This is a genomic window from Pantoea sp. RIT413, from assembly GCF_003057675.2.
In the GTDB taxonomy this organism is placed as follows: Bacteria; Pseudomonadota; Gammaproteobacteria; order Enterobacterales; family Enterobacteriaceae; genus Pantoea; species Pantoea eucrina.
Genome location: NZ_QBJB02000003.1, coordinates 298,290 through 322,072 on the forward strand (window position 1 = coordinate 298,290; position 23,783 = coordinate 322,072).

Annotated in this window: 25 protein-coding genes; 12 read left to right on the forward strand and 13 right to left on the reverse strand. The window is 57.5% G+C overall.

What is annotated here, in order from left to right; genetic code table 11:
- Positions 1 to 155: 155 nt before the first annotated feature.
- Positions 156 to 1,520 (forward strand): MFS transporter, encoded by a 1,365-nt coding sequence (locus tag DBY66_RS06935; protein WP_094111498.1) that lies wholly within the window; start codon positions 156 to 158, stop codon positions 1,518 to 1,520.
- Between the two features lie 97 nt (positions 1,521 to 1,617).
- On the opposite strand, the gene DBY66_RS06940 is transcribed toward DBY66_RS06935, so the two are convergent.
- Positions 1,618 to 2,109 (reverse strand): YajQ family cyclic di-GMP-binding protein, encoded by a 492-nt coding sequence (locus DBY66_RS06940; RefSeq protein ID WP_039382976.1) that lies wholly within the window; start codon positions 2,107 to 2,109, stop codon positions 1,618 to 1,620.
- Positions 2,110 to 2,233: 124 nt separating this feature from the next.
- Between DBY66_RS06940 and panE the strand changes: the two genes are divergently transcribed.
- Positions 2,234 to 3,154 (forward strand): 2-dehydropantoate 2-reductase, encoded by a 921-nt coding sequence (gene panE / locus DBY66_RS06945; protein ID WP_108569657.1) that lies wholly within the window; start codon positions 2,234 to 2,236, stop codon positions 3,152 to 3,154.
- Positions 3,108 to 3,719: a protein deglycase YajL gene (gene yajL, locus DBY66_RS06950; protein ID WP_039382974.1), complete on the forward strand. Its 612-nt coding sequence runs from the start codon at positions 3,108 to 3,110 to the stop codon at positions 3,717 to 3,719. Before panE ends, yajL begins: the two co-directional genes overlap by 47 nt.
- A gap of 212 nt (positions 3,720 to 3,931) precedes the next feature.
- Here the strand turns inward: yajL and thiI are convergent, their stop codons facing one another.
- Entirely contained in the window at positions 3,932 to 5,380 is a 1,449-nt protein-coding gene (gene thiI / locus DBY66_RS06955) for a tRNA uracil 4-sulfurtransferase ThiI (protein WP_039382973.1), read from the reverse strand.
- 234 nt (positions 5,381 to 5,614) lie between these two features.
- Between thiI and xseB the strand changes: the two genes are divergently transcribed.
- The 4 genes from xseB (at position 5,615) to DBY66_RS06975 (ending at position 9,684) form a co-directional block, all read left to right on the forward strand.
- Positions 5,615 to 5,857: an exodeoxyribonuclease VII small subunit gene (xseB, locus tag DBY66_RS06960; protein ID WP_039382972.1), complete on the forward strand. Its 243-nt coding sequence runs from the start codon at positions 5,615 to 5,617 to the stop codon at positions 5,855 to 5,857.
- Positions 5,857 to 6,756, forward strand: coding sequence for a (2E,6E)-farnesyl diphosphate synthase (ispA, locus tag DBY66_RS06965; RefSeq protein ID WP_039382971.1), 900 nt, complete (start codon positions 5,857 to 5,859; stop codon positions 6,754 to 6,756). Before xseB ends, ispA begins: the two co-directional genes overlap by 1 nt.
- 19 nt (positions 6,757 to 6,775) lie before the next feature.
- A complete protein-coding gene (gene dxs / locus DBY66_RS06970) occupies positions 6,776 to 8,641 on the forward strand; it encodes a 1-deoxy-D-xylulose-5-phosphate synthase (RefSeq protein ID WP_108569656.1) in 1,866 nt (621 codons plus the stop codon).
- Between the two features lie 68 nt (positions 8,642 to 8,709).
- Entirely contained in the window at positions 8,710 to 9,684 is a 975-nt protein-coding gene (locus DBY66_RS06975; protein WP_039382969.1) for an aldo/keto reductase, read from the forward strand.
- A 239-nt stretch (positions 9,685 to 9,923) separates the two neighbouring features.
- Here the strand turns inward: DBY66_RS06975 and pgpA are convergent, their stop codons facing one another.
- The 6 genes from pgpA to nrdR all read right to left on the reverse strand — a co-directional run bounded on the left by pgpA (position 9,924) and on the right by nrdR (position 13,985).
- Positions 9,924 to 10,415: a phosphatidylglycerophosphatase A gene (pgpA, locus tag DBY66_RS06980; RefSeq protein ID WP_039382968.1), complete on the reverse strand. Its 492-nt coding sequence runs from the start codon at positions 10,413 to 10,415 to the stop codon at positions 9,924 to 9,926.
- Positions 10,402 to 11,379, reverse strand: a complete 978-nt coding sequence (gene thiL / locus DBY66_RS06985; protein WP_039382967.1) for a thiamine-phosphate kinase — start codon at positions 11,377 to 11,379, stop codon at positions 10,402 to 10,404. Before thiL ends, pgpA begins: the two co-directional genes overlap by 14 nt.
- A 45-nt stretch (positions 11,380 to 11,424) precedes the next feature.
- Positions 11,425 to 11,844, reverse strand: coding sequence for a transcription antitermination factor NusB (gene nusB, locus DBY66_RS06990; RefSeq protein WP_039382966.1), 420 nt, complete (start codon positions 11,842 to 11,844; stop codon positions 11,425 to 11,427).
- Between the two features lie 19 nt (positions 11,845 to 11,863).
- On the reverse strand, positions 11,864 to 12,334 hold the full coding sequence (gene ribE, locus DBY66_RS06995; RefSeq protein WP_039382965.1) for a 6,7-dimethyl-8-ribityllumazine synthase: 471 nt from the start codon (positions 12,332 to 12,334) through the stop codon (positions 11,864 to 11,866).
- Between the two features lie 94 nt (positions 12,335 to 12,428).
- Positions 12,429 to 13,532, reverse strand: a complete 1,104-nt coding sequence (gene ribD, locus DBY66_RS07000; protein ID WP_039382964.1) for a bifunctional diaminohydroxyphosphoribosylaminopyrimidine deaminase/5-amino-6-(5-phosphoribosylamino)uracil reductase RibD — start codon at positions 13,530 to 13,532, stop codon at positions 12,429 to 12,431.
- Between the two features lie 3 nt (positions 13,533 to 13,535).
- The gene (nrdR, locus tag DBY66_RS07005; protein ID WP_039382963.1) at positions 13,536 to 13,985 is read right to left on the reverse strand and encodes a transcriptional regulator NrdR; all 450 of its coding nucleotides are present in this window, start codon (positions 13,983 to 13,985) and stop codon (positions 13,536 to 13,538) included.
- Between the two features lie 172 nt (positions 13,986 to 14,157).
- Here nrdR and lysM point away from each other — a divergent pair, with 172 nt between their 5' ends.
- A complete protein-coding gene (gene lysM, locus DBY66_RS07010; RefSeq protein ID WP_039382962.1) occupies positions 14,158 to 14,595 on the forward strand; it encodes a peptidoglycan-binding protein LysM in 438 nt (145 codons plus the stop codon).
- A 15-nt stretch (positions 14,596 to 14,610) separates the two neighbouring features.
- Positions 14,611 to 15,165, forward strand: coding sequence for a DUF3251 domain-containing protein (locus DBY66_RS07015; protein ID WP_108569655.1), 555 nt, complete (start codon positions 14,611 to 14,613; stop codon positions 15,163 to 15,165).
- 49 nt (positions 15,166 to 15,214) lie between these two features.
- Here the strand turns inward: DBY66_RS07015 and secF are convergent, their stop codons facing one another.
- From secF to queA, 5 genes are all read right to left on the reverse strand, one after another.
- Entirely contained in the window at positions 15,215 to 16,183 is a 969-nt protein-coding gene (gene secF / locus DBY66_RS07020) for a protein translocase subunit SecF (RefSeq protein WP_065649969.1), read from the reverse strand.
- Between the two features lie 10 nt (positions 16,184 to 16,193).
- Complete coding sequence (gene secD, locus DBY66_RS07025) at positions 16,194 to 18,041, reverse strand: protein translocase subunit SecD (RefSeq protein ID WP_071668617.1); 1,848 nt, start codon at positions 18,039 to 18,041, stop codon at positions 16,194 to 16,196.
- 25 nt (positions 18,042 to 18,066) lie between these two features.
- A complete protein-coding gene (yajC, locus tag DBY66_RS07030) occupies positions 18,067 to 18,399 on the reverse strand; it encodes a preprotein translocase subunit YajC (protein WP_039382958.1) in 333 nt (110 codons plus the stop codon).
- Between the two features lie 25 nt (positions 18,400 to 18,424).
- A complete protein-coding gene (gene tgt / locus DBY66_RS07035) occupies positions 18,425 to 19,549 on the reverse strand; it encodes a tRNA guanosine(34) transglycosylase Tgt (RefSeq protein ID WP_039385736.1) in 1,125 nt (374 codons plus the stop codon).
- 71 nt (positions 19,550 to 19,620) lie between these two features.
- The gene (gene queA / locus DBY66_RS07040; protein WP_094111493.1) at positions 19,621 to 20,700 is read right to left on the reverse strand and encodes a tRNA preQ1(34) S-adenosylmethionine ribosyltransferase-isomerase QueA; all 1,080 of its coding nucleotides are present in this window, start codon (positions 20,698 to 20,700) and stop codon (positions 19,621 to 19,623) included.
- Between the two features lie 102 nt (positions 20,701 to 20,802).
- Between queA and DBY66_RS07045 the strand changes: the two genes are divergently transcribed.
- From DBY66_RS07045 to DBY66_RS07055, 3 genes are all read left to right on the forward strand, one after another.
- The gene (locus DBY66_RS07045; RefSeq protein WP_039382956.1) at positions 20,803 to 21,384 is read left to right on the forward strand and encodes an ACP phosphodiesterase; all 582 of its coding nucleotides are present in this window, start codon (positions 20,803 to 20,805) and stop codon (positions 21,382 to 21,384) included.
- A gap of 162 nt (positions 21,385 to 21,546) precedes the next feature.
- Positions 21,547 to 22,353: an inositol monophosphatase gene (locus DBY66_RS07050; protein WP_039382955.1), complete on the forward strand. Its 807-nt coding sequence runs from the start codon at positions 21,547 to 21,549 to the stop codon at positions 22,351 to 22,353.
- A gap of 5 nt (positions 22,354 to 22,358) precedes the next feature.
- Positions 22,359 to 23,585 carry a histidine-type phosphatase gene (locus DBY66_RS07055; RefSeq protein ID WP_233499577.1) on the forward strand — a complete coding sequence of 409 codons (1,227 nt, stop codon included), beginning with the start codon at positions 22,359 to 22,361 and terminating at the stop codon, positions 23,583 to 23,585.
- The last annotated feature ends 198 nt before the right edge of the window (positions 23,586 to 23,783 follow it).

The following is a 23,783-nucleotide window of genomic DNA, read 5'->3' on the forward strand; positions in this document are numbered from 1 at the left end:
TTTTGTTACCACTGCTTAAAAACAAATGTTTTACCCGCCCTCCCCTGCTCCCTAAAATGGGTGCTAAATGCCCGAAATAAATCGATTTGCAGCAACAGGGTGTTACTGGCTGCTGCAGCATGGTGCATGACAGGCAGACACTTACAGAGGTTGGAATGAACGACAATAAAATGACGCCGGTAGAGCTGCGCGCTACATGGGGTTTAGGTACCGTTTTTTCCCTGCGTATGCTCGGAATGTTTATGGTTCTGCCGGTACTTACTACTTACGGCATGGCGTTGCAGGGTGCCAGCGAAACCCTGATTGGTCTGGCAATTGGTATTTATGGTCTGGCACAGGCCATTTTTCAGATCCCCTTCGGGCTGCTTTCCGATCGTATCGGACGCAAGCCGCTGATTGTCGGCGGCCTGCTGCTGTTTGTCCTTGGCAGCGTGATCGCCGCCACGACAACCTCAATCTGGGGCATTATTCTTGGTCGCGCCTTACAAGGCTCCGGCGCTATTGCCGCCGCCGTAATGGCGCTGCTGTCCGATCTCACCCGTGAGCAGAACCGCACTAAAGCGATGGCGTTTATCGGTATCAGTTTTGGCGTGACCTTTGCGATTGCCATGGTGGCCGGACCCATTGTCACGCACGCGCTGGGGCTGCATGCGCTGTTCTGGATGATTGCGCTGCTGGCAACGCTGGGTATCGTTATCACGCTGCTGGTCGTGCCGAACGCGCGCGGTCACGTGCTTAACCGCGAGTCCGGGATGGTAAAAGGCAGCATTCGCGCCGTGCTGGCCAATCCCAGACTGCTGAAGCTTAATATCGGCATTCTCTGTCTGCACGTGCTGCTGATGTCGAGCTTTGTCGCCCTGCCCGGCCAGTTTGAACTGGCAGGCCTCCCGGCAGCTGAGCACTGGAAAATCTATCTGGTGACCATGCTGGTTGCCTTTGTCGCCGTAGTGCCGGTCATTATCTACGCCGAAGTAAAGCGCCGTATGAAGCGGGTTTTTGTCAGCTGCGTGGCGCTGATTATCATCGCGGAAATCGTTCTCTGGGGAGCAGAAGGCCACTTCTGGACGCTGGTGGCTGGCGTGCAGCTCTTTTTCCTCGCGTTTAACGTAATGGAGGCCATTCTGCCCTCGCTGATCAGCAAAGAGTCACCGGCTGGTTATAAGGGCACCGCCATGGGTATCTACTCCACCAGCCAGTTTCTTGGAGTGGCGATTGGCGGCAGCCTCGGCGGCTGGATTTTTGGTCATATTGATGCGCAGACGGTATTTCTCATCGGAGCGATTATCGCTGCGGCCTGGCTGTTTGTCGCGATGTCGATGCAGGAGCCGCCTTACGTCAGCAGCCTGCGGCTGGTACTGAGCGACGCCGTGCTGGCCGTGCCGAATCTGGAAAAACGTCTGAAAGCTCAGCCTGGCGTGGCATCCGTATTTATCGTGCCGGAAGAGAAAAGCGCGTATATCAAAATCGACAGCAAAGTCACGAGCCGCGTTGAGATAGAGGCGCTGCTCGCCAGCTGCTGAATCTGAAGCCCGACCACTGCGTCGGGCTTTTTTTACAGCGATCTATCCGGCATGGTGCGCTGTCGATCTATCGCGGTACGGCGTGCGCCAGAGAGGATTAATCGCGGAAGTTTTTGAACTGGAATGGCTGGCCGAGGTTGCCACCGCGCACCAGCGCCATCGCGCCCTGCAGATCGTCGCGAGATTTGCCGGTCACGCGCAGTTCGTCGCCCTGAATCTGCGTCTGCACCTTAAGCTTGCTGTCTTTGATCAGCTTCACCAGCTTTTTGGCAACGTCGCTTTCAATGCCTTTTTTCAGTTTGGCTTCTACGCTCCAGCTTTTACCGCTGTGTTCAATCTCTTCCGGCACCTCTATCGCAGCGTTTTCAATACCGCGCTTCAGTAGCTTTTCACGCAGAATATCGACAATCTGCTTCACCTGAAAATCGGACTCGGTGGTGATTTTAATCGTCTCGTTCTTCTCATTCAGCTCAACGCTGGCGGTGACGTTACGAAAGTCGAAGCGGGTTGAGAGTTCACGGTTGGTATTTTCTACCGCGTTGCGGACTTCCTGCAGCTCGACTTCGGAAACGATATCGAAAGATGGCATCTTTTCTTCTCCTGATACTAAAGTGACATGCATAATACGCGTCTTGCTGCGCTAATAAAACACGCGGCAGCTCAAAGCTATACTGAGTATGTGATGTGAAAATACCCCGCCAGCAGGAGGCAGAATGAAAATTACCGTGCTGGGTTGCGGCGCGCTGGGGCAGGTCTGGCTGACTGCGCTGGCCCGTCAGGGTCACGACGTACAGGGCTGGCTGCGCGTGCCGCAGCCCTACTGTTCCGTTAACGTCACCGATCTGCAGGGCGAAGTGAGCAATCACACCTTTATCGCCAACGATCCGCTGTTTCTGGCGCGCAGCGACCTGTTGCTGGTTACCCTGAAAGCGCCACAGGTTTCGCCAGCAATTAAAAATCTTCAGAGCGTGCTGCGCGCGGACATGCCGGTTTTGCTGCTGCATAACGGTATGGGAACGCTGGAGGAGCTGCGCGATTTGACGCAGCCGCTGCTGCGCGGCATCACCACCCATGCGGCGATGCATGACGGGACAGTGATCCGCCACGTGGCGGCTGGCATCACGCATATCGGACCGGTCAGCTGTGACGCCGCGCCGTTGAGCCATCTCGCGGATCTGCTGCATCAGGCATTACCTGACGTTGCCTGGCATGATGATATTGCTTCCGCCTGCTGGCGCAAGCTGGCGGTGAACTGCGTTATCAATCCGCTAACGGTAGAGCATGAGTGCCTGAACGGCGCGCTGCGCGCCTGGCCGGAGCAGATCGATACGCTGTGCGACGAGCTGGCGCTGCTGCTGACGCGTGAAGGACAGCATATGGATGCAGAGACGCTACGCGCCATTATTTATGACGTTATCGACACGACTGCCGCCAATGTCTCTTCTATGCTGCAGGATATCCGTACGCAGCGACAAACTGAAATTGATTATATTACCGGCTATCTGCTGCGCCGCGCGCGCAGTCAGGGCATTACGCTGCCGGAGAATAGCCGCCTTTATGATCTGGTAAAACGTAAGGAGTCACAATATGAACGCCAGCCCATCCGTACTGGTATGCCTCGCTCATGGCAGTGAAGAGACCGAAGCGGTTACCACCATCGACGTGCTGGTGCGCGGCGGCATCACTGTCACTACCGCCAGCGCAGAGAGTGACGGCACACGGGAAATTATATGCTCGCGCGGCGTGCGCCTGCTGGCTGATGCCCCTCTGGCAGAAGTGGCAGATAACGATTTTGACGCCGTTGTTCTGCCCGGTGGTCTGAAAGGTGCGGAGACGTTCCGCGACAGCCCGCTGCTGGTGGAAACGGTGCGCCAGTTTCATCTGACAGGCAAAATTGTGGCGGCTATTTGCGCAGCGCCAGGCACGGTACTGGTGCCGCACGATCTTTTTCCGGTCGGGAATATGACCGGCTTTCCGGGCCTGAAAGAGACAATTCCGGATGCGAAATGGATGGAGCGCCGCGTGGTATGGGATCCGCGCGTCAATCTGCTCACCAGCCAGGGACCGGGTACAGCGTTTGATTTTGCATTAAAGCTGGTGGATCTGCTGCAGGATAAAGAGACCGCACGCGAAGTCGCCTCACAGCTGGTGCTGGCGGCAGGCATTTATAATTATCAGGAGTTCGACGAGCGCGAATAAAGTGCGCCTCTGCGAATTCCGTTGCGCGAAATTAATTCCGGTATCACCGTAGGGGGTGCATTAATGCGCCCCTGGGCCGAATCGGATGCCGCACATAAACCAGGGCGCCATTAATGGCGCCCCTACGAAGCCAGACGTAGGGGGCGCATTAATGCGCCCCAACAAATTCCGGTGATATCCCGGCGGATAATCCCGGTGGCGCCCCTGACGTGCTATGGGCGATAAACTTTCACGTTTGTAAAACCCTGCTCGTGCAGATAAAGCGCCTGCAGTTTGCTCATCACGCCACGATCGCAATAGAGCAGCCAGGTCCGGTTCTGATCCAAATCGCCAAACTGCGTGCTGAGCTTATAGAACGGCAGCGACTTCACCTCCACGCCGCTGAGATCCAGCGGGGAAGCGTCCTGCTCGTCAGCGGCACGGATATCGAGCACCACATCGTTAGTGCCAAAAGAGTCCACGGTCTCTACTTCCACCACTTCTTCTTCGGTCTGTTCAGCAATCTCGCGGATATCGAGATTAGTCGCTTCCTGCACCACGCGCTGAAGAATATCGAAGTTGAAATTCTGCTCTTCCGCTTCAATTTTGCCTTTCACCGCTTTAACCGTCGGGCTCTTTGAGATAACGCCGCAGTATTCCGGCATGGTGCGGGCGAAATCTTCCGTACCGATCTGCCGCGCCACGTTAATAATATGCTCTTTATCGTGTGAAATCAGCGGACGCAGGATCAGCGTATCGGATGCGTTATCGATCAGGCGCAGGTTGGTCAGCGTCTGGCTCGATACCTGACCCAGCGCTTCGCCGGTCACCAGCGCCTGTACACCGTAGCGCTCGGCAATCATTGACGCAGCGCGAACCATCATGCGCTTCAGCACCACGCCCATCTGCCCGTCATCAACGTTTTCCAGAATCTCGCCGACGACCGGCTCAAAATTGATGGCGACAAAGCGCACGCGGTGTGAGCGGCCAAAACGATTCCACAGATAGTGTGCTACCTGACGCACGCCAATCTCATGCGCCGCGCCGCCAAGATTAAAGAAGCAGTAATGTACGCGGCAGCCGCGTCGCATCAGCATATAGCTCGACACACCGGAATCAAAACCACCGGAGATCAGCGACATCACATCTTCCTGCGTGCCGATTGGAAAGCCGCCCAGCCCTTCAAAGCGACCGGTGATCAGCAGCAGACGATCGTCTTCAATCTCCAGATTAACCGTCTCATCCGGCTGCTTCAGCTGCACGCGCGCGCTGGCGATATGCTGATTCAGGCCGCCGCCTACATAACGCTCCACATCCTGTGAACTGAAGCTGTGGGTGCCGCGACGTTTTACGCGCACGCTGAAGCTTTTATTTTCCAGGCGCTCACGATTCAGCGCCAGCGTCTGCTCAAAGATATCGTGCATATCGGTGTAAGCACGATCTTCAACGGCGAGCACGTGGTGGATACCAGGAATACGCGTCAGCTCATCCACAATGGTTTCACGCAGCGCTTCGTTTTTGGCGCGTACTTCAATGTGATCCCAGTGGCGCACCACCTTGATATCCTCATTCAAAGAACGCAGGGTATTGCGGATATTGCCAGTAAGAATTTTGATAAAGCGCAGCCGCACCGACTGACTTTTGATGGTGATTTCAGGGAAGAGCTTGATGATAAACTTCATGGCGACACAGCTTCGTTGGGCAAATAAGTGCTAAAATCATCAGCACTTAGCTGGTAAGATCATAATATTGCGGGGATCGCGAGAGCGTCCGCATCCGAGGCGCAAAAGTATACCACCTTTACTGCGTGACTGCTTCTGCTACCGCAATCACATTCAACATTTTGCTTATTATTCCCCGTCGGCTACCATGACCGATTGCACGAAGATGTCCCAAACTGTGAGTCGACACTGATTATGCCGAAAAAAGCCGAAGCGCCTGTGAGTTTTGAAACCGCCCTGCAGCAGCTGGAGCAGATTGTGAGCCGGCTGGAAAGCGGCGAGCTGCCGCTGGAAGAGGCGCTGAATGAGTTTGAGCGCGGTGTGCAGCTGGCGCGCAGCGGTCAGCAGACGCTGCAGCAGGCTGAACAGCGCGTACAGATCCTGCTGAGCGATGATAAAACGGCCGACCTTACCCCTTTTACGCCGGATAACGACTAATGGATTTTGTCCAGCTACAGCAAACCTATCATGAGCGCGTAAATCAGGCGCTGACACGTTTAATAGATCCACTGCCTTTTCAGAGTTCCCCGCTGGTGAATGCCATGCATTATGGGGCACTATTAGGAGGTAAGCGTCTGCGTCCTTTTCTGGTCTATGCCACCGGTGAAATGCTTAACGCCGACGCAGCCAGCCTTGATGCGCCTGCCGCCGCCACAGAGTGTATTCACGCCTATTCGCTGATCCATGACGATCTGCCGGCAATGGATGATGACGCGCTGCGCCGCGGACAGCCTACCTGTCATATTCGTTATGGTGAAGATACGGCCATTCTGGCGGGCGATGCGCTGCAAACGCTGGCCTTCTCTATTCTGGCTGATGAACCGATGCCGGGCGTCAGCGCGGCAACGCGCGTGAGAATGATCTCTGAACTGGCGCAGGCCAGCGGCGTTGCCGGTATGTGCGGCGGCCAGGCGCTGGATTTAGCGGCCGAAGGCAGACAGATCGATCTGGCGCAGCTTGAGCAGATCCATCGCCATAAAACCGGCGCACTGATCCGTCTTGCCGTGCGTCTGGGTGCGCTGGCTGCAGGCGAGCCGGCTCGCCTGGCGCTGCCGCTGCTGGACACCTATGCTGATGCTATCGGCCTGGCGTTTCAGGTGCAGGATGACATTCTGGATGTCACCGGCGATACCGCCGTGCTGGGCAAAACCCAGGGCGCCGATCAGGCGCTGGGCAAAAGTACCTACCCTGCCCTGTTAGGGCTTGAGGGCGCGCGTACAAAAGCGCAGGCGCTCTATCAGGAAGCTTTGGGGGCGCTGGAGATCCTCGCCGGCCAGGGCTATGACACAAGCGTATTACAAGCGCTGGCAAGCTTCATAATTGAACGCGATAAATAACTTTCATAATGAGTCTCTGATGAGTTTTGATATTGCAAAATACCCGACACTGGCGTTAGCAGGCACGGTGCAGGAATTACGTTTACTGCCGAAAGAGAAACTTCCGGCCCTGTGCGACGAGCTGCGTCAGTATCTGCTGGATAGCGTCAGCCGCTCATCCGGCCACTTTGCGTCGGGTCTGGGCGTTGTCGAGCTGACCGTCGCATTGCATTACGTCTACAATACTCCGTTTGACCATCTGGTCTGGGACGTAGGCCATCAGGCTTATCCGCATAAAATTCTGACCGGACGCCGCGATCGCATCGGCACCATCCGGCAGAAAAACGGCCTGCACCCGTTTCCGTGGCGCGGTGAGAGCGAATATGACGTCCTGAGCGTCGGACACTCTTCTACCTCCATCAGCGCCGGTCTCGGCATGGCGGTCGCCGCCGAGCGGGAAGGTAAAGGTCGCCGCACCGCCTGTATCATTGGCGACGGCGCAATTACCGCCGGAATGGCGTTTGAGGCGATGAACCATGCCGGCGATATCAAGCCCGATATGCTGGTGATCCTCAACGACAATGAGATGTCGATCTCCGAGAACGTCGGCGCGCTGAATAACCGCCTGGCGCAGATCCTCTCCGGTAAAACCTATTCGCGCCTGCGCGAAGGCAGCAAGCGCGTGCTGGATGGTCTGCCGCCGATTAAAGAGCTGGTGAAGCGCACCGAAGAGCATCTGAAAGGCATGGTGGTGCCCGGCACGCTGTTCGAGGAGCTGGGCTTTAACTACATCGGTCCGGTTGACGGCCATGATGTGCTGACGCTGGTCAGCACGCTAAAGAATATGCGCGATCTTAAAGGTCCGCAGTTCCTGCATATCATGACCAAAAAAGGCAAAGGCTATGCCCCTGCCGAGCAGGATCCTATCGCCTGGCATGCCGTACCGAAGTTTGACCCGGCCAGCGGTGCGCTGCCAAAAAGCGTGCCTGGTCTGCCGAGCTACTCGAAGATTTTTGGCGACTGGCTGGGCGAGATCGCCGCTGACGATCCGCGCATGATGGCGGTCACGCCGGCAATGCGTGAAGGGTCCGGCATGGTGAGTTATTCGCGCGCCTATCCGCAGCAATATTTTGACGTGGCGATTGCTGAACAGCACGCCGTGACCTTTGCTGCCGGCATGGCGATTGGCGGTTACAAGCCGGTCGTGGCGATTTACTCCACCTTCCTGCAGCGCGCTTACGATCAGGTGATCCACGATGTGGCGATTCAGCAGCTGCCGGTGCTGTTTGCTATCGACCGCGGCGGTATTGTCGGCGCGGATGGTCAGACGCATCAGGGCGCATTTGATATAGCCTATCTGCGCTGCGTGCCCGGCATGGTGATTATGACGCCAAGCGACGAGAATGAGTGTCGCCTGATGCTCTACACCGGCTATCACTATCAGGCGGGTCCGAGCGCGGTGCGCTATCCGCGCGGTACCGGTACCGGTGCCACGCTTGAGCCACTTACCAGTCTGCCGCTGGGCAAAGGGGTGGTGAAGCGTCAGGGTGAAAAGCTGGCGATCCTCAATTTCGGCACGCTGCTGCCGGATGCGCAGGCCGCGGCTGAAGCACTGAACGCCACGCTGGTAGATATGCGCTTTGTGAAACCGCTGGATGAAACCCTGATTCGCGAGCTGGCGCAGAGCCATGATGCGCTGGTGACGCTGGAAGAAGGTGCCATCATGGGTGGCGCCGGCAGCGGCGTAAATGAGTTTGTGATGGCGAAACGCCTGGCCGTGCCGGTGCTCAACCTTGGCCTGCCAGATGAGTTTATTCCACAGGGTACTCAGGAAGAGGTGCGTCACGACTATCAACTGGATGCCGCCGGCATTCAGCAGCAGATCGCTGCCTGGCTCGCGCAATAACTCCCCTCTTCGCTCCTGCTGCTATGCTTACGGAATCCTTTTCCCACGCATAAGAGCAGGAGCTCTCAATGAAAACCGTTCGTTTAGGCCAGACCGATCTCCAGGTATCCCGACTCTGCTTAGGCTGCATGACCTATGGCGATCCGATGCGCGGCAACCACGCCTGGACGCTGCCGGAAGAGAGCAGCCGGCCGCTGATCAAACAGGCGCTGGACGCGGGGATCAACTTTTTTGATACCGCCAACAGCTATTCTGACGGCAGCAGCGAAGAGATCCTCGGACGCGCGCTGAAAGATTTCGCGCGGCGCGATGACGTGGTGGTCGCGACCAAAGTTTACTTCCCGCTCAGCAACCTGTCGCAGGGCCTGTCACGGCAGAATATTCTGCAGTCGATCGATGACAGCCTGATGCGACTCGGCATGGATCATGTGGATCTGCTGCAGATCCACCGCTGGGACTATGCAACGCCCGTTGAAGAGACGCTGCAGGCGCTGGATGAGGTCGTGAAAGCGGGTAAGGCGCGTTATATCGGCGCCTCTTCCATGCACGCCTCTCAGTTTGCTCAGGCACTGCAGCTGCAGCAAGATCATGGCTGGGCGCGCTTTGTCAGCATGCAGGATCAATACAATCTGATCCAGCGCGAAGAGGAAAAGGAGATGCACCCGCTCTGTCAGCGTGAGGGCATCGCCGTGCTGCCGTGGAGCCCGCTGGCGCGCGGCAAACTGACGCGCCCCTGGGGGGAAACTACCGCACGCTCGGTCTCTGATAATGTGATGGAGAAGTTGTATACCGGTACAGAAGAGAACGACGCCGCGATTGCGGAGCGACTGGCCACCATTGCCGCGGAGAAAAAGGTGACGCGCGCGCAGGTCGCACTGGCATGGCTGCTGCATAAACCCGCCGTGACCGCCCCTATTATCGGCGCTTCACGTGAGCAGCAGTTTGCCGAATTGGTTAAAGCGGTTGACGTTGAATTGAGTGCGGAAGATATCGCCGAGCTGGAGATGGTCTATCAGCCGCATCCGGCTGTAGGGTATGAGTAAGCAATTGATATCCGCATAAACCAGGGCGGCATAAATGCCGCCCCTACAAAAACATGACGTAGGGGGCGCATTTATGCGCCCCTGGCCGAGCCATGTACCGCGGTTATACGTATCGATGCGCCTGAAACCAGGGCGGCATAAATACCGCCCCTACAAAATATACGTAGGGGGCGCATTCATGCGCCCCTGGCCGAATCATATACCGCGGGTTATACGCATTAATGTGTCCCTGGCCGCCCTTACAGCAGCAGGCCGGCGCCGTATAATACGGCTGCGGAGACTACGCCGGCGATGATATCGTCGACCATAATGCCCATTCCGCCATGAACGTTCTTATCGAACCAGCGAATAGGCCACGGTTTCCAGATATCAAAAATCCGGAAGATGACAAAACCAGCCAGTACCCACCAGCCGTTAAGCACCGGGATCGCCATTAGCGTGATCCACATGCCGACAAACTCATCCCAGACGATGCTGCCGTGATCGTGTACGCCCATGTCACGCGCGGTGCGATGACAGAGATAGACGCCCACGCTGATACCCACCAGCACCACCAGCGAATAGAGCTGCAGCGGCAGAAACGTCATCAGCCACCAGAACGGGATCGCGGCCACCGAGCCTACGGTACCCGGCATAAAAGGGCTTAATCCGCTGCCAAAACCGGTTGCCAGCAGATGCCAGGGATTGCGCATCCGCAGGCGACTTTTCGCTACATCTTTATCGCGCGTCAAAATGGTCAAATCCTTTATGGTTAAAGCGGCGCGGCTTGCCGTGCTCCAGCAGCGTCAGCCCTTCCGCTTCCGGGGCGATCTGTCCGATACAGGTATAAGGTGCGCCAAGCCGGCCCAGCGCCACATCCAGCGCGCCGCGGTTAACTTCAGGCACCGTGAAGCAGAGTTCATAATCTTCACCGCCGCTCAGCGCCCAGCGCAGCACCTGCTCCGGCGCAAAATGATCGCGCAGCGTAGCGGAGAGCGGCAGCGCGTCGAGATTCAGGCGTGCGCCAACCCGGCTGGCCGTCAGAATATGGCCAAGATCGGAAATCAGGCCATCAGAGATATCGATTGCCGAGGTAGCAAGGCTGCGCAGCGCCTGGCCCTGCAGCACGCGCGGCATCGGACGCAGATGACGCTTGATCAGCACCTCGTGCACCGCCGGATCGTCAAGACGATGATGATGCTGCAGCAGCGACAGTCCCGCCGCGCTGTCACCCAGCGTGCCGGTAACGTAGATCCAGTCACCTGGCTTTGCACCGGAGCGCTTCAGCGCGCGCCCGACAGGCACCAGCCCGTGAATACCCAGCGTCAGGCTGAGCGGACCGCGCGTGGTGTCGCCGCCAATCAGCTGCATATCGTAGTAGTCGAGCAGCTCAAACAGGCTGTCGCTGAAGCCCGCCAGCCAGGTCTCATCGACCTCAGGCAGCGTCAGTGCCAGCGTCAGCCATGCCGGATCGGCGCCCATCGCAGCTAAATCGCTGAGGTTTACCGCCAGCGCTTTGTAGCCGAGATCGGCCGGATGGATATCGCGTAAGAAATGGACGCCCGCTACCAGCGTATCGGTGCTGATAGCGAGGGTCTGTTTGTCAGGAACGTTCAGTAACGCACAGTCATCACCAATGCCCTTCTCCACGTCGCGACGGGAGCTGGTTACACGGTTGAAATAGCGTGCGATCAGTTCAAATTCACCACAGGACATAAATCAGGTCTCAATGAAAAAAGGCCGGTCACCCGGCCTTCTGCACTACTTTCTGTTTGGTCGTATTTGCGGAGCGGCTTTATCCAGCACGCCGTTGACAAACTTATGGCTGTCTTCAGCGCCAAACACTTTTGCCAGCTCAATACCTTCGTTGATGGCGACTTTATAAGGCACATCCGCACGCTTGCTCAGCTCATAGAGCGAGAGGCGCAGGATCGCTTTTTCTACCTGACCCAGCTCTTCAAGCTGGCGCGACAGCCAGGGTTTCATCAGGCCATCCAGGTACGCGCTGTTGGTCGCCACACCGGCCAGCAGTTCGCGGAAATAGCTAATATCGACGTCTTTGACGTCTTGTTCCGCCAGAAACTGGTATTCCACATCGGCAATGTCGTTGTTGGACAACTGCCAGGAGTAGAGCGCCTGGACAGCGCACTCACGGGCGCGACGACGAGCAGCAGGTTTCACAAAATTCCCCTTACAAAAATCAGGCTTTAATGGCTTTCAATACGTTGATCATTTCAAGTGCGGTCAGCGCGGCTTCTGCGCCTTTGTTACCCGCTTTCGTGCCGGCGCGTTCAATCGCCTGCTCGATATTTTCGGTGGTCAGAACGCCGAAGGTGACCGGGATTTCGCAGCTCATTGCCACGTTAGCGATACCGGAGCTCGCTTCACCTGCCACATATTCGAAGTGGGCAGTGCCGCCACGGATCACCGTGCCCAGCGCAACAATCGCGTCGTGCTTACCGGTATTCGCCAGCGCGCGCGCGGCCAGCGGCAGCTCATAGGCGCCCGGCACCCAGACCACGGTGATGTTTTCAGCTTTAACCTGACCGATACGCTTCAGCGCATCTACCGCGCCATCCAGCAGACTGTCATTGATAAAGTTGTTAAAACGCGCAATCACGATGGCAATTTTAGCATCAGGCGTGGCAACAGCAGCTTCGATAACGTTCATACATATCCTTTGGGTGTGTGTTTTATAGCCCCCGCAGAAGGGGGCGGATTCTATCATACTCTTTAGCCGGGCGCTCAGGCTTTTCCGTGCATGCTTAACGCAGGGTCAGGGTAAGACGCAGATCGTCACCCACTTTGCGCACATCACGAAAATCGAGGCGCGGCGCGGCGCTCAACGCCTCCAGCCCGGGGAGCGTACAGAGCCCGCGTCCGGCGTCGCCAAGCAGTATCGGTGCGATATAAACAATCAGCTCATCCACCAGTCCGGCCTGAATCAGCGCGCCCGCCAGGCCCGCTCCCGCCTCGACCCAGACGCTGTTAATCTGACGCTGACCGAGCAGCATCATCATCGCGACCAGATCAAGCTGTTCGCCGCGCGGCGGCACCGCAATCTGCGTTACGCTCTCCGGCCACGCGGCGTCATCGGGAGCGGTACGCATCAGCCAGCTCTCACCCGGCTGATGAATCAGCCGGTGCTGCGGCGTCACGCGCTGCTGGCTGTCAACCACCACCCGCACCGGCTGCCGCAGAGTCTGCGTATCCAGCTGCTGGAGAACGCTGTCGCTGAGTTCATCTGCGCGTACCGTGAGTGACGGATCGTCGGCCAGCACGGTGGCACTGCTGGTAAGAATGGCGGAACTCTGCGCGCGGAACTGCTGCACATCCCGGCGGGCGGCCGCCGAGGTGATCCACTTGCTCTCACCGCTCGCCATCGCTGTGCGGCCATCCAGTGAAGCGCCAAGCTTGAGCTGTATCCAGGGAAACCCGGTGCGCATACGCTTGAGAAACCCGCGATTGAGCGCTTCCGCTTCCGCCATCATCAGCCCGTGACTGACTTCAATTCCCGCCTGCTGCAGGCGCCAGAGACCGCGCCCTGCGACCTGCGGGTTAGGATCCTGCATGGCGACCACCACGCGGCTGACGCCAGCAGCAATCAGCGCATCGCAGCAGGGTGGCGTCCGGCCATGATGGCTGCACGGCTCCAGCGTAACGTAGGCGGTTGCGCCGCGCGCCTGCTCTCCGGCCATGCGCAGCGCATGCACTTCAGCATGCGGTTCACCCGCGCGCTGATGCCAGCCTTCGCCGACAATTGTGCCGTCACGCACGATCACGCAGCCGACGTTGGGGTTGGGCGTGGTGGTGAAACGACCGCGTCGCGCCAGTTCCAGCGCGCGCGCCATATAGCGAGCATCGGTCATGATTCAGTCCTGTAAGCGGGCGATCTCTTCGCCAAAGTCGCGAATATCTTCAAAGCTGCGGTAGACCGAGGCGAAGCGGATGTAAGCGACCTTATCCAGTTTTTTTAGCTCTTCCATCACCAGATTGCCAATCAGCTTGCTGGCAATCTCACGTTCGCCGGTCGCACGCAGCTGGGTTTTAATGTGATTGACTGCGCTATCGACCGCATCAGCACTGACGGGGCGCTTCTCCAGCGCCTTCATCATGCCGCTGGTCAGCTTATCTTCGTTAAAAGGCTCACGCACGTCGTTGCTTTTTACCACGCGCGGCATCACCAGCTCCGCCATCTCAAACGTGGTAAAGCGCTCATGGCAGACCAGACACTGACGGCGGCGGCGCACCGAGGAACCTTCACTGACCAGGCGTGAGTCGATCACTTTGGTATCCACAGCGGAACAGAATGGGCAATGCATGACGTTTCCTGTCGCGAGATTTTGGGCCACATAGTGTAACGCGAACTCACATTTAACAAAACAGAGGCCGCCTGCGTGGCGGTTTTTTCAGCGCTCATAACCGCTTCTGCCAGCAAATGTCAAAAACGCACTACGCTTAAAGAGCCAATCCGGCACAATCACAGGAGGAACTATGGGTCTGTTTAACTTCGTCAAAGAAGCAGGAGAGAAACTGTGGGACAGCGTGACAGGCGGTGATGACTCCAGCAAAAAGCTGCAGGATCACATCAACAAGCTCGGCCTGCCAGATAGCGATAAAGTCAACGTCAATGTGCAGGGTGATACCGTAACCGTCAGCGGCGATGGCATTTCACAGGAGCTTAAAGAGAAGATTCTGGTGGCAGCCGGTAACGTTGCCGGCATCACTAAAGTGGATGATAAAGTTACCGTCAGCGACACCGCACGCGAAGCCAACCTCTACACAGTGAAGAAAGGCGACACCCTGAGCGCTATTTCCAAACAGGTCTACGGCGATCCGAATCAGTACAACAAAATCTTCGAAGCTAACAAGCCGATGCTGAGCCATCCGGACAAAATCTATCCGGGCCAGGTACTGCGTATTCCGGAATAAGGTGCGGGAGAGAGCATGAGACTCCTCAGGAGCTTACCGGTTCCGGCGGTGCTGTCGCTGCTGCTGCTGAGCAGCTGCAGCGCCCCGCCTCCTGCCCCTCAGGTCAGAGAGCTGCATCAGGAGGTGAGCCAGCTCAATCAGCAGATGCGTCATCTCACCCGCCGCGCCGGCGCGCTGGAGCAGCAGGGCCAGCTTAACAGCCGCTCCACTCAGGGCGCATGGCTGGTACCCGGTTCCGCGACGCCGGTTGATCTGGAGACGCAGCTGGGTACGCTGCGTCTCGCACTGCTGAACGTGAGTGCAGAAGCAAACGGCAGCCAGGCCAGCCTGGTTATCCGCTCTGCTGATGACAAGCCGGTACCCGCGCTGAGCGCGACCGTGGTGTGGGGTGAAAGCGATCCCGCCAGTGGTCAGCCGCTGGCCGCCGACAGCCTGAGTCAGCGCATCAGCGTGCCCGCCAGCCTGATGCCGCGCAGCACGGTAACAGTGCCGCTGCACCTGAGTGGCCTGACACCGGATCGGCTCGGCTATGTGCGCGTACATGAGGTAACGGCAGACGCCGCGCCATAAAAAAAGGCCCTTCCGGAGAAGGGCCTTTTTGCATCGGTCAGCGCCGGGCTTACGGCAGAATAGAAGGCTGATCGGCGCCCTCTTTTTCCACTTTCTGCACCAGCATATGCTCACGCTTCATCCCCAGCTTCAGCGCCAGCGCTGAAGAGACGTAGATGGATGAGATCGTACCGATCGTCACACCAATCAGCATCGTGAGCGAGAAGCCTTTCAGCAGCGCGCCGCCAAAGATGAACAGGATCAGGATCATCGCCAGCGTGGTGATAGAAGTGATCAGGGTACGGCTCAGCGTCTGGGTCAGCGACACGTTGGTGATATCGTAAGAAGAACCGCGACGGATCTTACGGAAGTTCTCACGAATACGGTCAGAAACCACAATCTTATCGTTAAGCGAGTAACCAATCACCGACATCAGCGAGGCAACGATGGTCAGATCGATTTCAATGCTGAATAGCGCCAGCAGGCCGCAGGTGATGATAACGTCATGCGCCAGCGCCAGCACGGTGCCCAGCGCCAGACGCCATTCAAAGCGAAACCCGATGTAGATAAGAATAGCGATCAGCGCAGAGAGCAGCGCCATCGCCCCCGCCTGCGCCAGGTCGCTACCTACGCTTGGTCCGACAAACTCAATGCGTTTTACCGTCGCGTTCTGCTGCGTGGTCTGATTGATAGAGGACAACACCTTGTTGCCCAGCTCCTGACCCGCATTGCCGGTCGCAGGTGGCATCCGCACCATCACGTCGCGGCTGCTGCCGAAGTTCTGCACCAGCGGCTCGTCAAAGCCCGCTTTTACCAGACCTTCGCGCAGCGCATCGAGATCTGCAGGTTTCTCCAGGTTAATCTCAATCACCGTACCGCCGGTGAAATCGAGTCCCCAGTTAAACCCGCGCACGCCGATAATGGCGATTGACGCCACGATCAGCAGACCCGAGATGATAAACGCCAGCGTATCCCAGCGCATAAAGTCTACGACCTTACGCCCGTGGTTCAGCTGTTCAATACTATATTCCTGTGCCACAACGCACTCCTCAGATAGACAGCTTGTTGATGCGTTTGCCGCCGTACACCAGGTTAACGATGGCACGGGTGCCGACGATAGCGGTAAACATCGAGGTTGCAATACCGATAGCGGTGGTGATTGCAAAGCCTTTGATGGAGCCGGTACCCACCGCATAAAGAATGATGACTTTAATCAGCGTGGTGACGTTGGCGTCGACGATACTGGAGAAGGCGCCTTTGTAGCCCTCATGAATCGCCTGCTGTACCGAGCGTCCGTTACGCAGCTCTTCTTTAATACGTTCGTTAATCAACACGTTGGCATCTACGGCAACCGCCAGCGTCAGCACGATACCGGCAATGCCCGGCATGGTGAGCGTGGCGCCTGGCAGCAGCGACATGATGCCGACAATCAGCACCAGGTTACACAGCAGCGCGCTGGTCGCAATCAGACCAAACTTTTTGTAGAACACCACCATAAAGATGATCGAAGCGATCAGACCCCACAGGCAGGCTTCCAGACCCTGGGTGATGTTCTGCTGACCCATAGTCGGGCCAATGGTACGCTCTTCGACAATCTGAATCGGCGCAATCAGCGCACCGGCACGCAGCAGCAGCGACAGCTGACGCGCTTCGTTCGGGTTGCTGATACCGGTGATGCGGAAGCTATTACCCAGCCGTGACTGAATGTTCGCCACGTTGATCACTTCTTCCTGCTTCGCCAGAATCGCTCTGCCGTTGGCATCTTTCTTGCCGCTGTCCTTGTACTCCACAAACAGGGTCGCCATCGGCTTGCCGATGTTGTCCTTGGTGAAATTCGACATGATGTTACCGCCCGCGCCATCCAGTGAAATATTCACCTGCGGCTGGTTGTACTCATCCATGCTGGACGTGGAATCGGTGATGTGATCGCCGGTAAGAATGACACGCTTATAGAGCACAACCGGCTGCCCTTCCCGCGTTTTCTTCACTTCTGAGTCACCCGGCACGCGTCCATTTGCCGCAGCACCCGGATCTACGCTGGTATTAACCAGACGGAACTCCAGCGTCGCGGTGGCACCAAGGATCTCTTTTGCCCGCGCGGTATCCTGGATACCCGGCAGCTCAACCACGATGCGGTCGGCACCCTGACGCTGCACCAGCGGCTCAGCAACGCCCAGCTGGTTAACACGGTTGCGCAGGATATTAATATTCTGCTGTACCGCATATTCCCGCGCTTCACTCAGGCGCGCATCGGTCATCACCGCGCGCATTGCATCGCTGCCCGCACTGGTGAATACCATATCGCGGTGGCGTGGCGTCAGGTAGCCGATCGCGTCATCGCGGCTTTTGGCGTCGCGGAAACGCACTTCCACACCGTAGTTAGCGAGTTTGCTGACGTTGGTATAAGGAATATTCTTTTCACGCAGATCGCTGCGCAGGCCGTCTGCATTCTGCTCCTGCAGCTTGCCCAGCGCGGTATCCATATCCACTTCCATCAGGAAGTGCACCCCGCCCCGCAGGTCCAGACCGAGTTTCATCGGTTCCGCTGCCAGCAGAGTGAGCCAGCGCGGCGTGGCCGGTGCGAGATTGAGGGCTACCACGAAATCGTCACCCAGCGCAGTTGTAAGCGCTTCGCGCGCGCGCAGCTGCACATCGGTGTTAGCGAAACGCGCCAGAATAGCGCCATTTTCCAGTGCGAGGGATTTGCTCTGAATGTTGTCTTGTTTGAGTACGTTCTGGATCTGATCCAACGTCTGCTCACTGGCGGCGCTTCCGCGCGCACCAGTGATCTGAACGGCCGGATCCTCACCATAAAGGTTAGGAAGCGCATACAGCAGGCCGATAAGAATAACGGCGACCAGCATGATGTACTTCCACAAAGGATAACGGTTTAACACGGCAGTTCCCTTCGGGAAGATAAAATTACAGCGCCTTCATCGACCCTTTCGGCAGGACGGCGGCCACGAAATCACGTTTAATCACTACTTCAGTGGTGTCGTTCAGGGCGATAGCGATATAACCGGTATCAGCAACTTTAGTGACACGACCCACCAGGCCGCCGTTGGTCAGCACTTCATCCCCTTTCGAGATGGAGTCCATCAGCTTTTTATGATCTTTGGCGCGCTTCTGCTGCGGTCGCAGGATCATGAAGTAGAAAATCAGACCAAAAACCACCAGCATGATCACCAGAGAATACGGACTTCCCTGTGACGGAGCGCCCGCTGCTGCGACGGCGTCAGAAATGAAAAAGCTCATTTAATTTCCCTCATTGATAGAATAATCAGACGTTTAACGGTGGAACCGCTTTGCCCGTCCGTAGGTAGAACTCGCTAACAAAGTGCTCTAATTTACCCTCTTCGATAGCCTGGCGTAAACCCGCCATCAGACGCTGGTAATAGCGCAGATTGTGAATCGTATTCAGGCGTGCGCCCAGTATTTCGTTACAGCGATCAAGATGGTGCAAGTAGGCGCGACTGTAATTGCGACAGGTGTAACAATCACACTCCGCATCCAGCGGCGCGGTGTCATCTTTATACTTCGCGTTGCGGATTTTCACCACGCCGTCGGTAACAAACAGATGACCGTTGCGCGCGTTGCGGGTAGGCATAACGCAGTCAAACATATCGATACCGCGGCGTACGCCTTCCACCAGATCTTCTGGCTTTCCGACGCCCATCAGATAGCGCGGTTTATCCTGCGGAATTTGCGGACAGACATGTTCCAGAATACGGTGCATATCCTCTTTCGGCTCACCCACCGCGAGGCCGCCCACAGCGTACCCATCAAAGCCAATCTCTACCAGACCTTTGACGGAGACATCTCGTAAATCTTCGTAAACACCGCCCTGGATAATCCCGAACAGCGCATTTTTATTACCGAGTGAATCAAAGCGATCGCGGCTGCGTTGTGCCCAGCGCAGCGACATCTCCATCGAACGTTTTGCATAATCCCAGTCAGCCGGATATGGCGTGCACTCATCGAAAATCATCACGATATCGGAGCCGAGATCGTACTGGATCTCCATCGATTTTTCCGGATCGAGGAAGATCGGATCGCCGTTGATCGGGTTGCGGAAATGCACGCCCGCTTCGGTGATCTTACGGATATCACCCAGGCTGAATACCTGGAAGCCGCCCGAATCGGTCAGAATCGGTCCCTGCCAGTTCATAAAGTCATGCAGATCGCCGTGCAGCTTCATGATCTCCTGCCCCGGACGCAGCCAGAGGTGGAAAGTGTTGCCCAGCAGGATCTGCGCACCGGTCTCTTTCACTTCTTCCGGCGTCATGCCTTTAACGGTGCCATACGTGCCCACCGGCATAAATGCCGGAGTTTCAACCACGCCGCGATCGAAAACCAGACGTCCGCGACGCGCGCGTCCGTCTGTTGTATCTAATTCAAATTTCACATTAACCTCATCAGAGAAACAGTCTGATTTACCCGACTGTAGCCGTGCCACCCGCAGGCGGCACCGGAACATTAAGGGTGTGTGCTTCCGACAGGTTCGTCAGGAGCGTGCGGATTACGGGTGATGTACATCGCATCCCCGTAGCTAAAGAAACGGTACTGTTCGGCCACCGCGCTCTGGTACGCCGCCATGGTGTTTTTATAGCCGGCAAACGCAGAAACCAGCATAATCAGCGTCGATTCCGGCAGATGGAAGTTGGTAATGAGCGCATCGATAATCTGGTAGCGATAGCCAGGATAGATAAAGATCTGCGTGTCATCAAAGAAAGGCGCCAGCGGCGCATCCTGACTCGCCTGAGCGGCGCTCTCCAGCGAGCGCACCGACGTGGTCCCTACCGCGACAACTTTATTGCCGCGTGCTTTACAGGCCAGCACCGCGTCAACCACATCCTGCGGCACCTCTGCATATTCCGAGTGCATGATATGGTCATTGATATTTTCAACGCGCACCGGCTGGAAGGTACCGGCCCCGACGTGCAGCGTCACAAACGCCATCTCTACCCCTTTGGCTTTCAGCGCCTCCAGCAGCGGTTCATCAAAGTGCAGCCCGGCGGTTGGTGCTGCCACCGCGCCAGGACGGGCGCTGTATACCGTCTGGTAAAGCTCGCGATCGGCCTCTTCATCCGGGCGATCGATATAGGGCGGCAGCGGCATATGGCCTACGCTATTGAGAATATCGAGCACCGCGCGTTCATCGGTAAAGGCGATCTCAAACAGCGCATCGTGCCGCGCCACCATGGTCGCTTTTACGCTCTCATCGTCGCCCAGCAGCAGCTCAGTGCCCGGCTTTGGCGCCTTTGAGGCACGCACGTGCGCCAGCACCCGCTTATCATCCAGCATACGCTCTACCAGCATTTCAATCCGGCCGCCGCTGGCTTTACGTCCATAGACGCGCGCCGGGATCACCCGCGTATTATTGAACACCAGCAGATCGCCGGGATTAAGCTTCTCCAGCACATCGGTAAAGACACCGTGCGTCAGGGCGCCGCTCGGGCCATCAAGGGACAGCAGACGGCATCCGCTGCGCTGCGCCTGGGGATAGTGGGCAATCAGGGATTCGGGCAACTCAAAGCTAAAATCGGCGACACGCATGTATAACTTTTCCGGACTCAAAAACAGGCGGCATAGTTTAGCGGAAAAGTGGGAAATTCTGAACAACTGGCTGCAGAGACGCGATTCTGCCTATAATAGCGCATGAATTTTCTTGCTCACCTTCATCTTGCCACGCTGGCAGAAAGCTCGCTGCTGGGCAACCTGCTGGCCGACTTTGTGCGCGGCAACGTTCAGGCGCAGTGGCCGGCACCGGTTGCAGCGGGGATCGCCCTGCACCGCCGTATCGATGTGCTGACGGACAACCTGCCTGAAGTGCGTACCGCCCGGCAGTGGTTTCGTCCGGAAACGCGGCGCGTAGCCCCGATTACGCTTGATGTGATCTGGGATCATTTTCTTGCGCGCCACTGGCAGCAGTTCCAGCCCGATATCTCACTCGCCGCCTTTAGTGAGGCTGCACAGCAGCATATTGTGCCGCAGCTGGCGGGAACGCCAGAAAGCTTTATTGAGCTCAACGCGGTGATGTGGCGCGAACGCTGGTTTGAACACTACGCCGAACCGGCGCGGCTGGAGCGGGTGCTGCGCGGCATGGCGTATCGCCGTCCCCGTCTTGCGGCGCTGCGCGACTCCTATCAGGATTTTGTTGATCACTATGACGCGCTGGAAGCGCTGTTTTTTGCTTTCTATCCGCGTCTGATGGCGGATGCTCGCGCACAGCGCCTCTGAATCCGTAATCCGCGCCAATACCTCCTCTCCCCTCTTGCCAGCCGCATATATCTGCGGCTTAATGAAGCCTTTCTTAACTTTACCAGACCCGGCCACACCACCATTCCGCCTGTTCAGGCACGTCTGGTTACTACACCAGCCAGAAAATGATAAGAGGGAAACATGTCATCAGCTACGTTAACTGAATTAGAGGCGCGCTATCAGTTTGCCTGCGAGGTCGCCAGAGCCGCTGGCAGTCGCGCCATGTCGTGGTATCAGCAGCGTAACCAGCTGGTTGCAGAATATAAGAAGGATTTACAGGATCTGGTCAGTGAGGCTGACCGCAACGTTGAGGAGTTAATCCGGCACCTTATCCTTGAACGCTTTCCTGAAGACGCGGTTATCGGTGAGGAGAGCGGCGGAGACGCCGGACAGGCACGCTTTATCTGGGTAGTTGACCCGATTGATGGCACCAGCAACTTTCTCAGCGGTCTGCACAACTGGTGCGTGGCGCTGGCGATTGTGTGTGAAGGCGAACCGGTTATTGGCGTGGTATGCGATCCCAATCATCAGGAGATCTTTCACGCCTGCCGGGGCAAAGGCGCATGGATGAACGAGCAGCGTATCCGGGCACACAGCGCCGGCCAGCTGAGCCAGGGGCTGTTTGGTCTGGGCTGTTCCACCAGTCAGCCTGCGGCTCCGCTGCTCGACTTTATCAGCGCGCTGCTGCAGCAGGGCGGCATGTTTATCCGCAACGGTTCCGGGGCGCTGATGAGCGCGTGGGCGGCGGCCGGGCGGCTGACCGGCTATTACGAAGCGCGTATGCAGCCGTGGGACGGCCTGCCTGGCATCGTACTGATGCGGGAAGCGGGTGGAGAGACCAACCGTTATGAGCAGAATAATGGCCTGACGCAGGGCAATCCGGTGCTGCTGGCTAACGCCACGCTCTGGCCGCAGATCAATGCGCTGCTGGCGGAGCCGCTGACGTGAAATCGCTGCTGATATTGCTGCTGCTGCCGCTGCCGCTGCTCGCCACCGCAGCCGATCCCTGGCAGCTGGAAAAGGTGGTGGAGATCGGCCGGCACGGCGTACGTCCTCCGACGGCGGCTAACCGGGCAGAGATTGAAGCGGCCACGCAGCGCCCCTGGCCGCGCTGGAGCACGGCGGATGGCGAGCTTACCGGTCACGGCTACAGCGCGGTGGTCAATAAAGGACGCTGGCAGGGTAACTACTACCGTCAGGCGGGCCTGCTCCACGCGGGCTGCCCTGACAGCCGGCAAATTTATGTGCGCGCCAGCCCGCTGCAGCGCACGCGGGCCACGGCACAGGCGCTGACTGACGGCGCGTTTCCCGGCTGCGGTGTGCCGGTGCACGTTGTTGCCGATGGGGCGGATCCCCTGTTTCAGAGCGATAAATTTCCATTTGCCCGGACCGATCCTGCCCGCGAGCAGGCAGCGATTGCCGCACGGGCTGGCGACCTTGCTGCGCTGCAGCAGCGGCTGCAGCCGGCGATCCGGCAGCTAAATGCGGCAGTCTGTGACGGCGATTGCCGCTTTTTTTCGCGCCCGTGGCAGCTGAAGCAGACCCGGAGCGGCCACAGCTATATCCAGGGATTAAGCGTCATGGCGAGCATGGTGGAAACGCTGCGTCTCGGCTGGAGTGAAAATCTGCCACCAGAGGCGCTGGCGCAGGGGCGCCTGAACAGCGCGCAGCAGATTACGGCGCTGCTGCCACTGCTCACCGCAAATTACGATCTGAGTAACGATGTCCCTTATCTGGCACAAAAGCGCGGCTCAATATTGCTCGATGCGGCGATCGCGGCGCTCGAAGATCGTCCCGGCTCGCCCGATACCCGCTGGCTGCTGCTGGTAGCCCACGATACCAATATCGCAATGGTGCGCACCCTGATGAATTTCAGCTGGCAGCTGCCGGGCTACGCGCGCGGTAATATCCCGCCGGGCAGCAGCCTGGTGTTTGAGCGCTGGCGCGATACGCGTGACAACAGCCGCCGGCTGCGCATTTACTTTCAGGCGCAGAGTCTGGATGCGCTGCGCCAGCTCGCGCCGGTGGATCGGCAGCACCCTTTACTGCAGGCAGAGTGGCATCAGCCAGACTGTCACGACAGCGCCATCGGCACGCTCTGTCCTTATCAATCGACGCTGGCTCAGCTCAGGCAGGGAGTCGACAGCAGCGCCCTCGCCCCCGTCACATGGGCTCCCTGAGTCAGTTGCACCTTTGTTCAGCCCGCCATGCGGGCTTATCAGTTTCCCGGCCGCCTCTTCGTTCTGCTGAAGCGTTTTTATGGCTGAATTGCGATAATTCTATATTTGTCCGCTGTGACATAACGCTATGAAATTTAGCGTATTCTGAGTGCGTCAATCATCCCTTAGTTTTGACCTATTTTTCCGTTTTGGTTCTAT

Coding starts and splice junctions, on each gene's coding strand:
- panE (WP_108569657.1), top strand. CDS start 2,234: ATGAAAATTACCGTGCTGGGTTGCGGCGCGCTGGGGCAGGTCTGGCTG.
- thiL (WP_039382967.1), bottom strand. CDS start 11,379: ATGTCCTGTGGTGAATTTGAACTGATCGCACGCTATTTCAACCGTGTA.
- DBY66_RS06975 (WP_039382969.1), top strand. CDS start 8,710: ATGAAAACCGTTCGTTTAGGCCAGACCGATCTCCAGGTATCCCGACTC.
- queA (WP_094111493.1), bottom strand. CDS start 20,700: ATGCGTGTCGCCGATTTTAGCTTTGAGTTGCCCGAATCCCTGATTGCC.
- ispA (WP_039382971.1), top strand. CDS start 5,857: ATGGATTTTGTCCAGCTACAGCAAACCTATCATGAGCGCGTAAATCAG.
- yajL (WP_039382974.1), top strand. CDS start 3,108: ATGAACGCCAGCCCATCCGTACTGGTATGCCTCGCTCATGGCAGTGAA.
- DBY66_RS06940 (WP_039382976.1), bottom strand. CDS start 2,109: ATGCCATCTTTCGATATCGTTTCCGAAGTCGAGCTGCAGGAAGTCCGC.
- ribD (WP_039382964.1), bottom strand. CDS start 13,532: ATGACCGATGCTCGCTATATGGCGCGCGCGCTGGAACTGGCGCGACGC.
- DBY66_RS06935 (WP_094111498.1), top strand. CDS start 156: ATGAACGACAATAAAATGACGCCGGTAGAGCTGCGCGCTACATGGGGT.
- nrdR (WP_039382963.1), bottom strand. CDS start 13,985: ATGCATTGCCCATTCTGTTCCGCTGTGGATACCAAAGTGATCGACTCA.
- thiI (WP_039382973.1), bottom strand. CDS start 5,380: ATGAAGTTTATCATCAAGCTCTTCCCTGAAATCACCATCAAAAGTCAG.
- yajC (WP_039382958.1), bottom strand. CDS start 18,399: ATGAGCTTTTTCATTTCTGACGCCGTCGCAGCAGCGGGCGCTCCGTCA.
- DBY66_RS07050 (WP_039382955.1), top strand. CDS start 21,547: ATGTCATCAGCTACGTTAACTGAATTAGAGGCGCGCTATCAGTTTGCC.
- xseB (WP_039382972.1), top strand. CDS start 5,615: ATGCCGAAAAAAGCCGAAGCGCCTGTGAGTTTTGAAACCGCCCTGCAG.
- dxs (WP_108569656.1), top strand. CDS start 6,776: ATGAGTTTTGATATTGCAAAATACCCGACACTGGCGTTAGCAGGCACG.
- DBY66_RS07045 (WP_039382956.1), top strand. CDS start 20,803: ATGAATTTTCTTGCTCACCTTCATCTTGCCACGCTGGCAGAAAGCTCG.
- ribE (WP_039382965.1), bottom strand. CDS start 12,334: ATGAACGTTATCGAAGCTGCTGTTGCCACGCCTGATGCTAAAATTGCC.
- DBY66_RS07015 (WP_108569655.1), top strand. CDS start 14,611: ATGAGACTCCTCAGGAGCTTACCGGTTCCGGCGGTGCTGTCGCTGCTG.
- lysM (WP_039382962.1), top strand. CDS start 14,158: ATGGGTCTGTTTAACTTCGTCAAAGAAGCAGGAGAGAAACTGTGGGAC.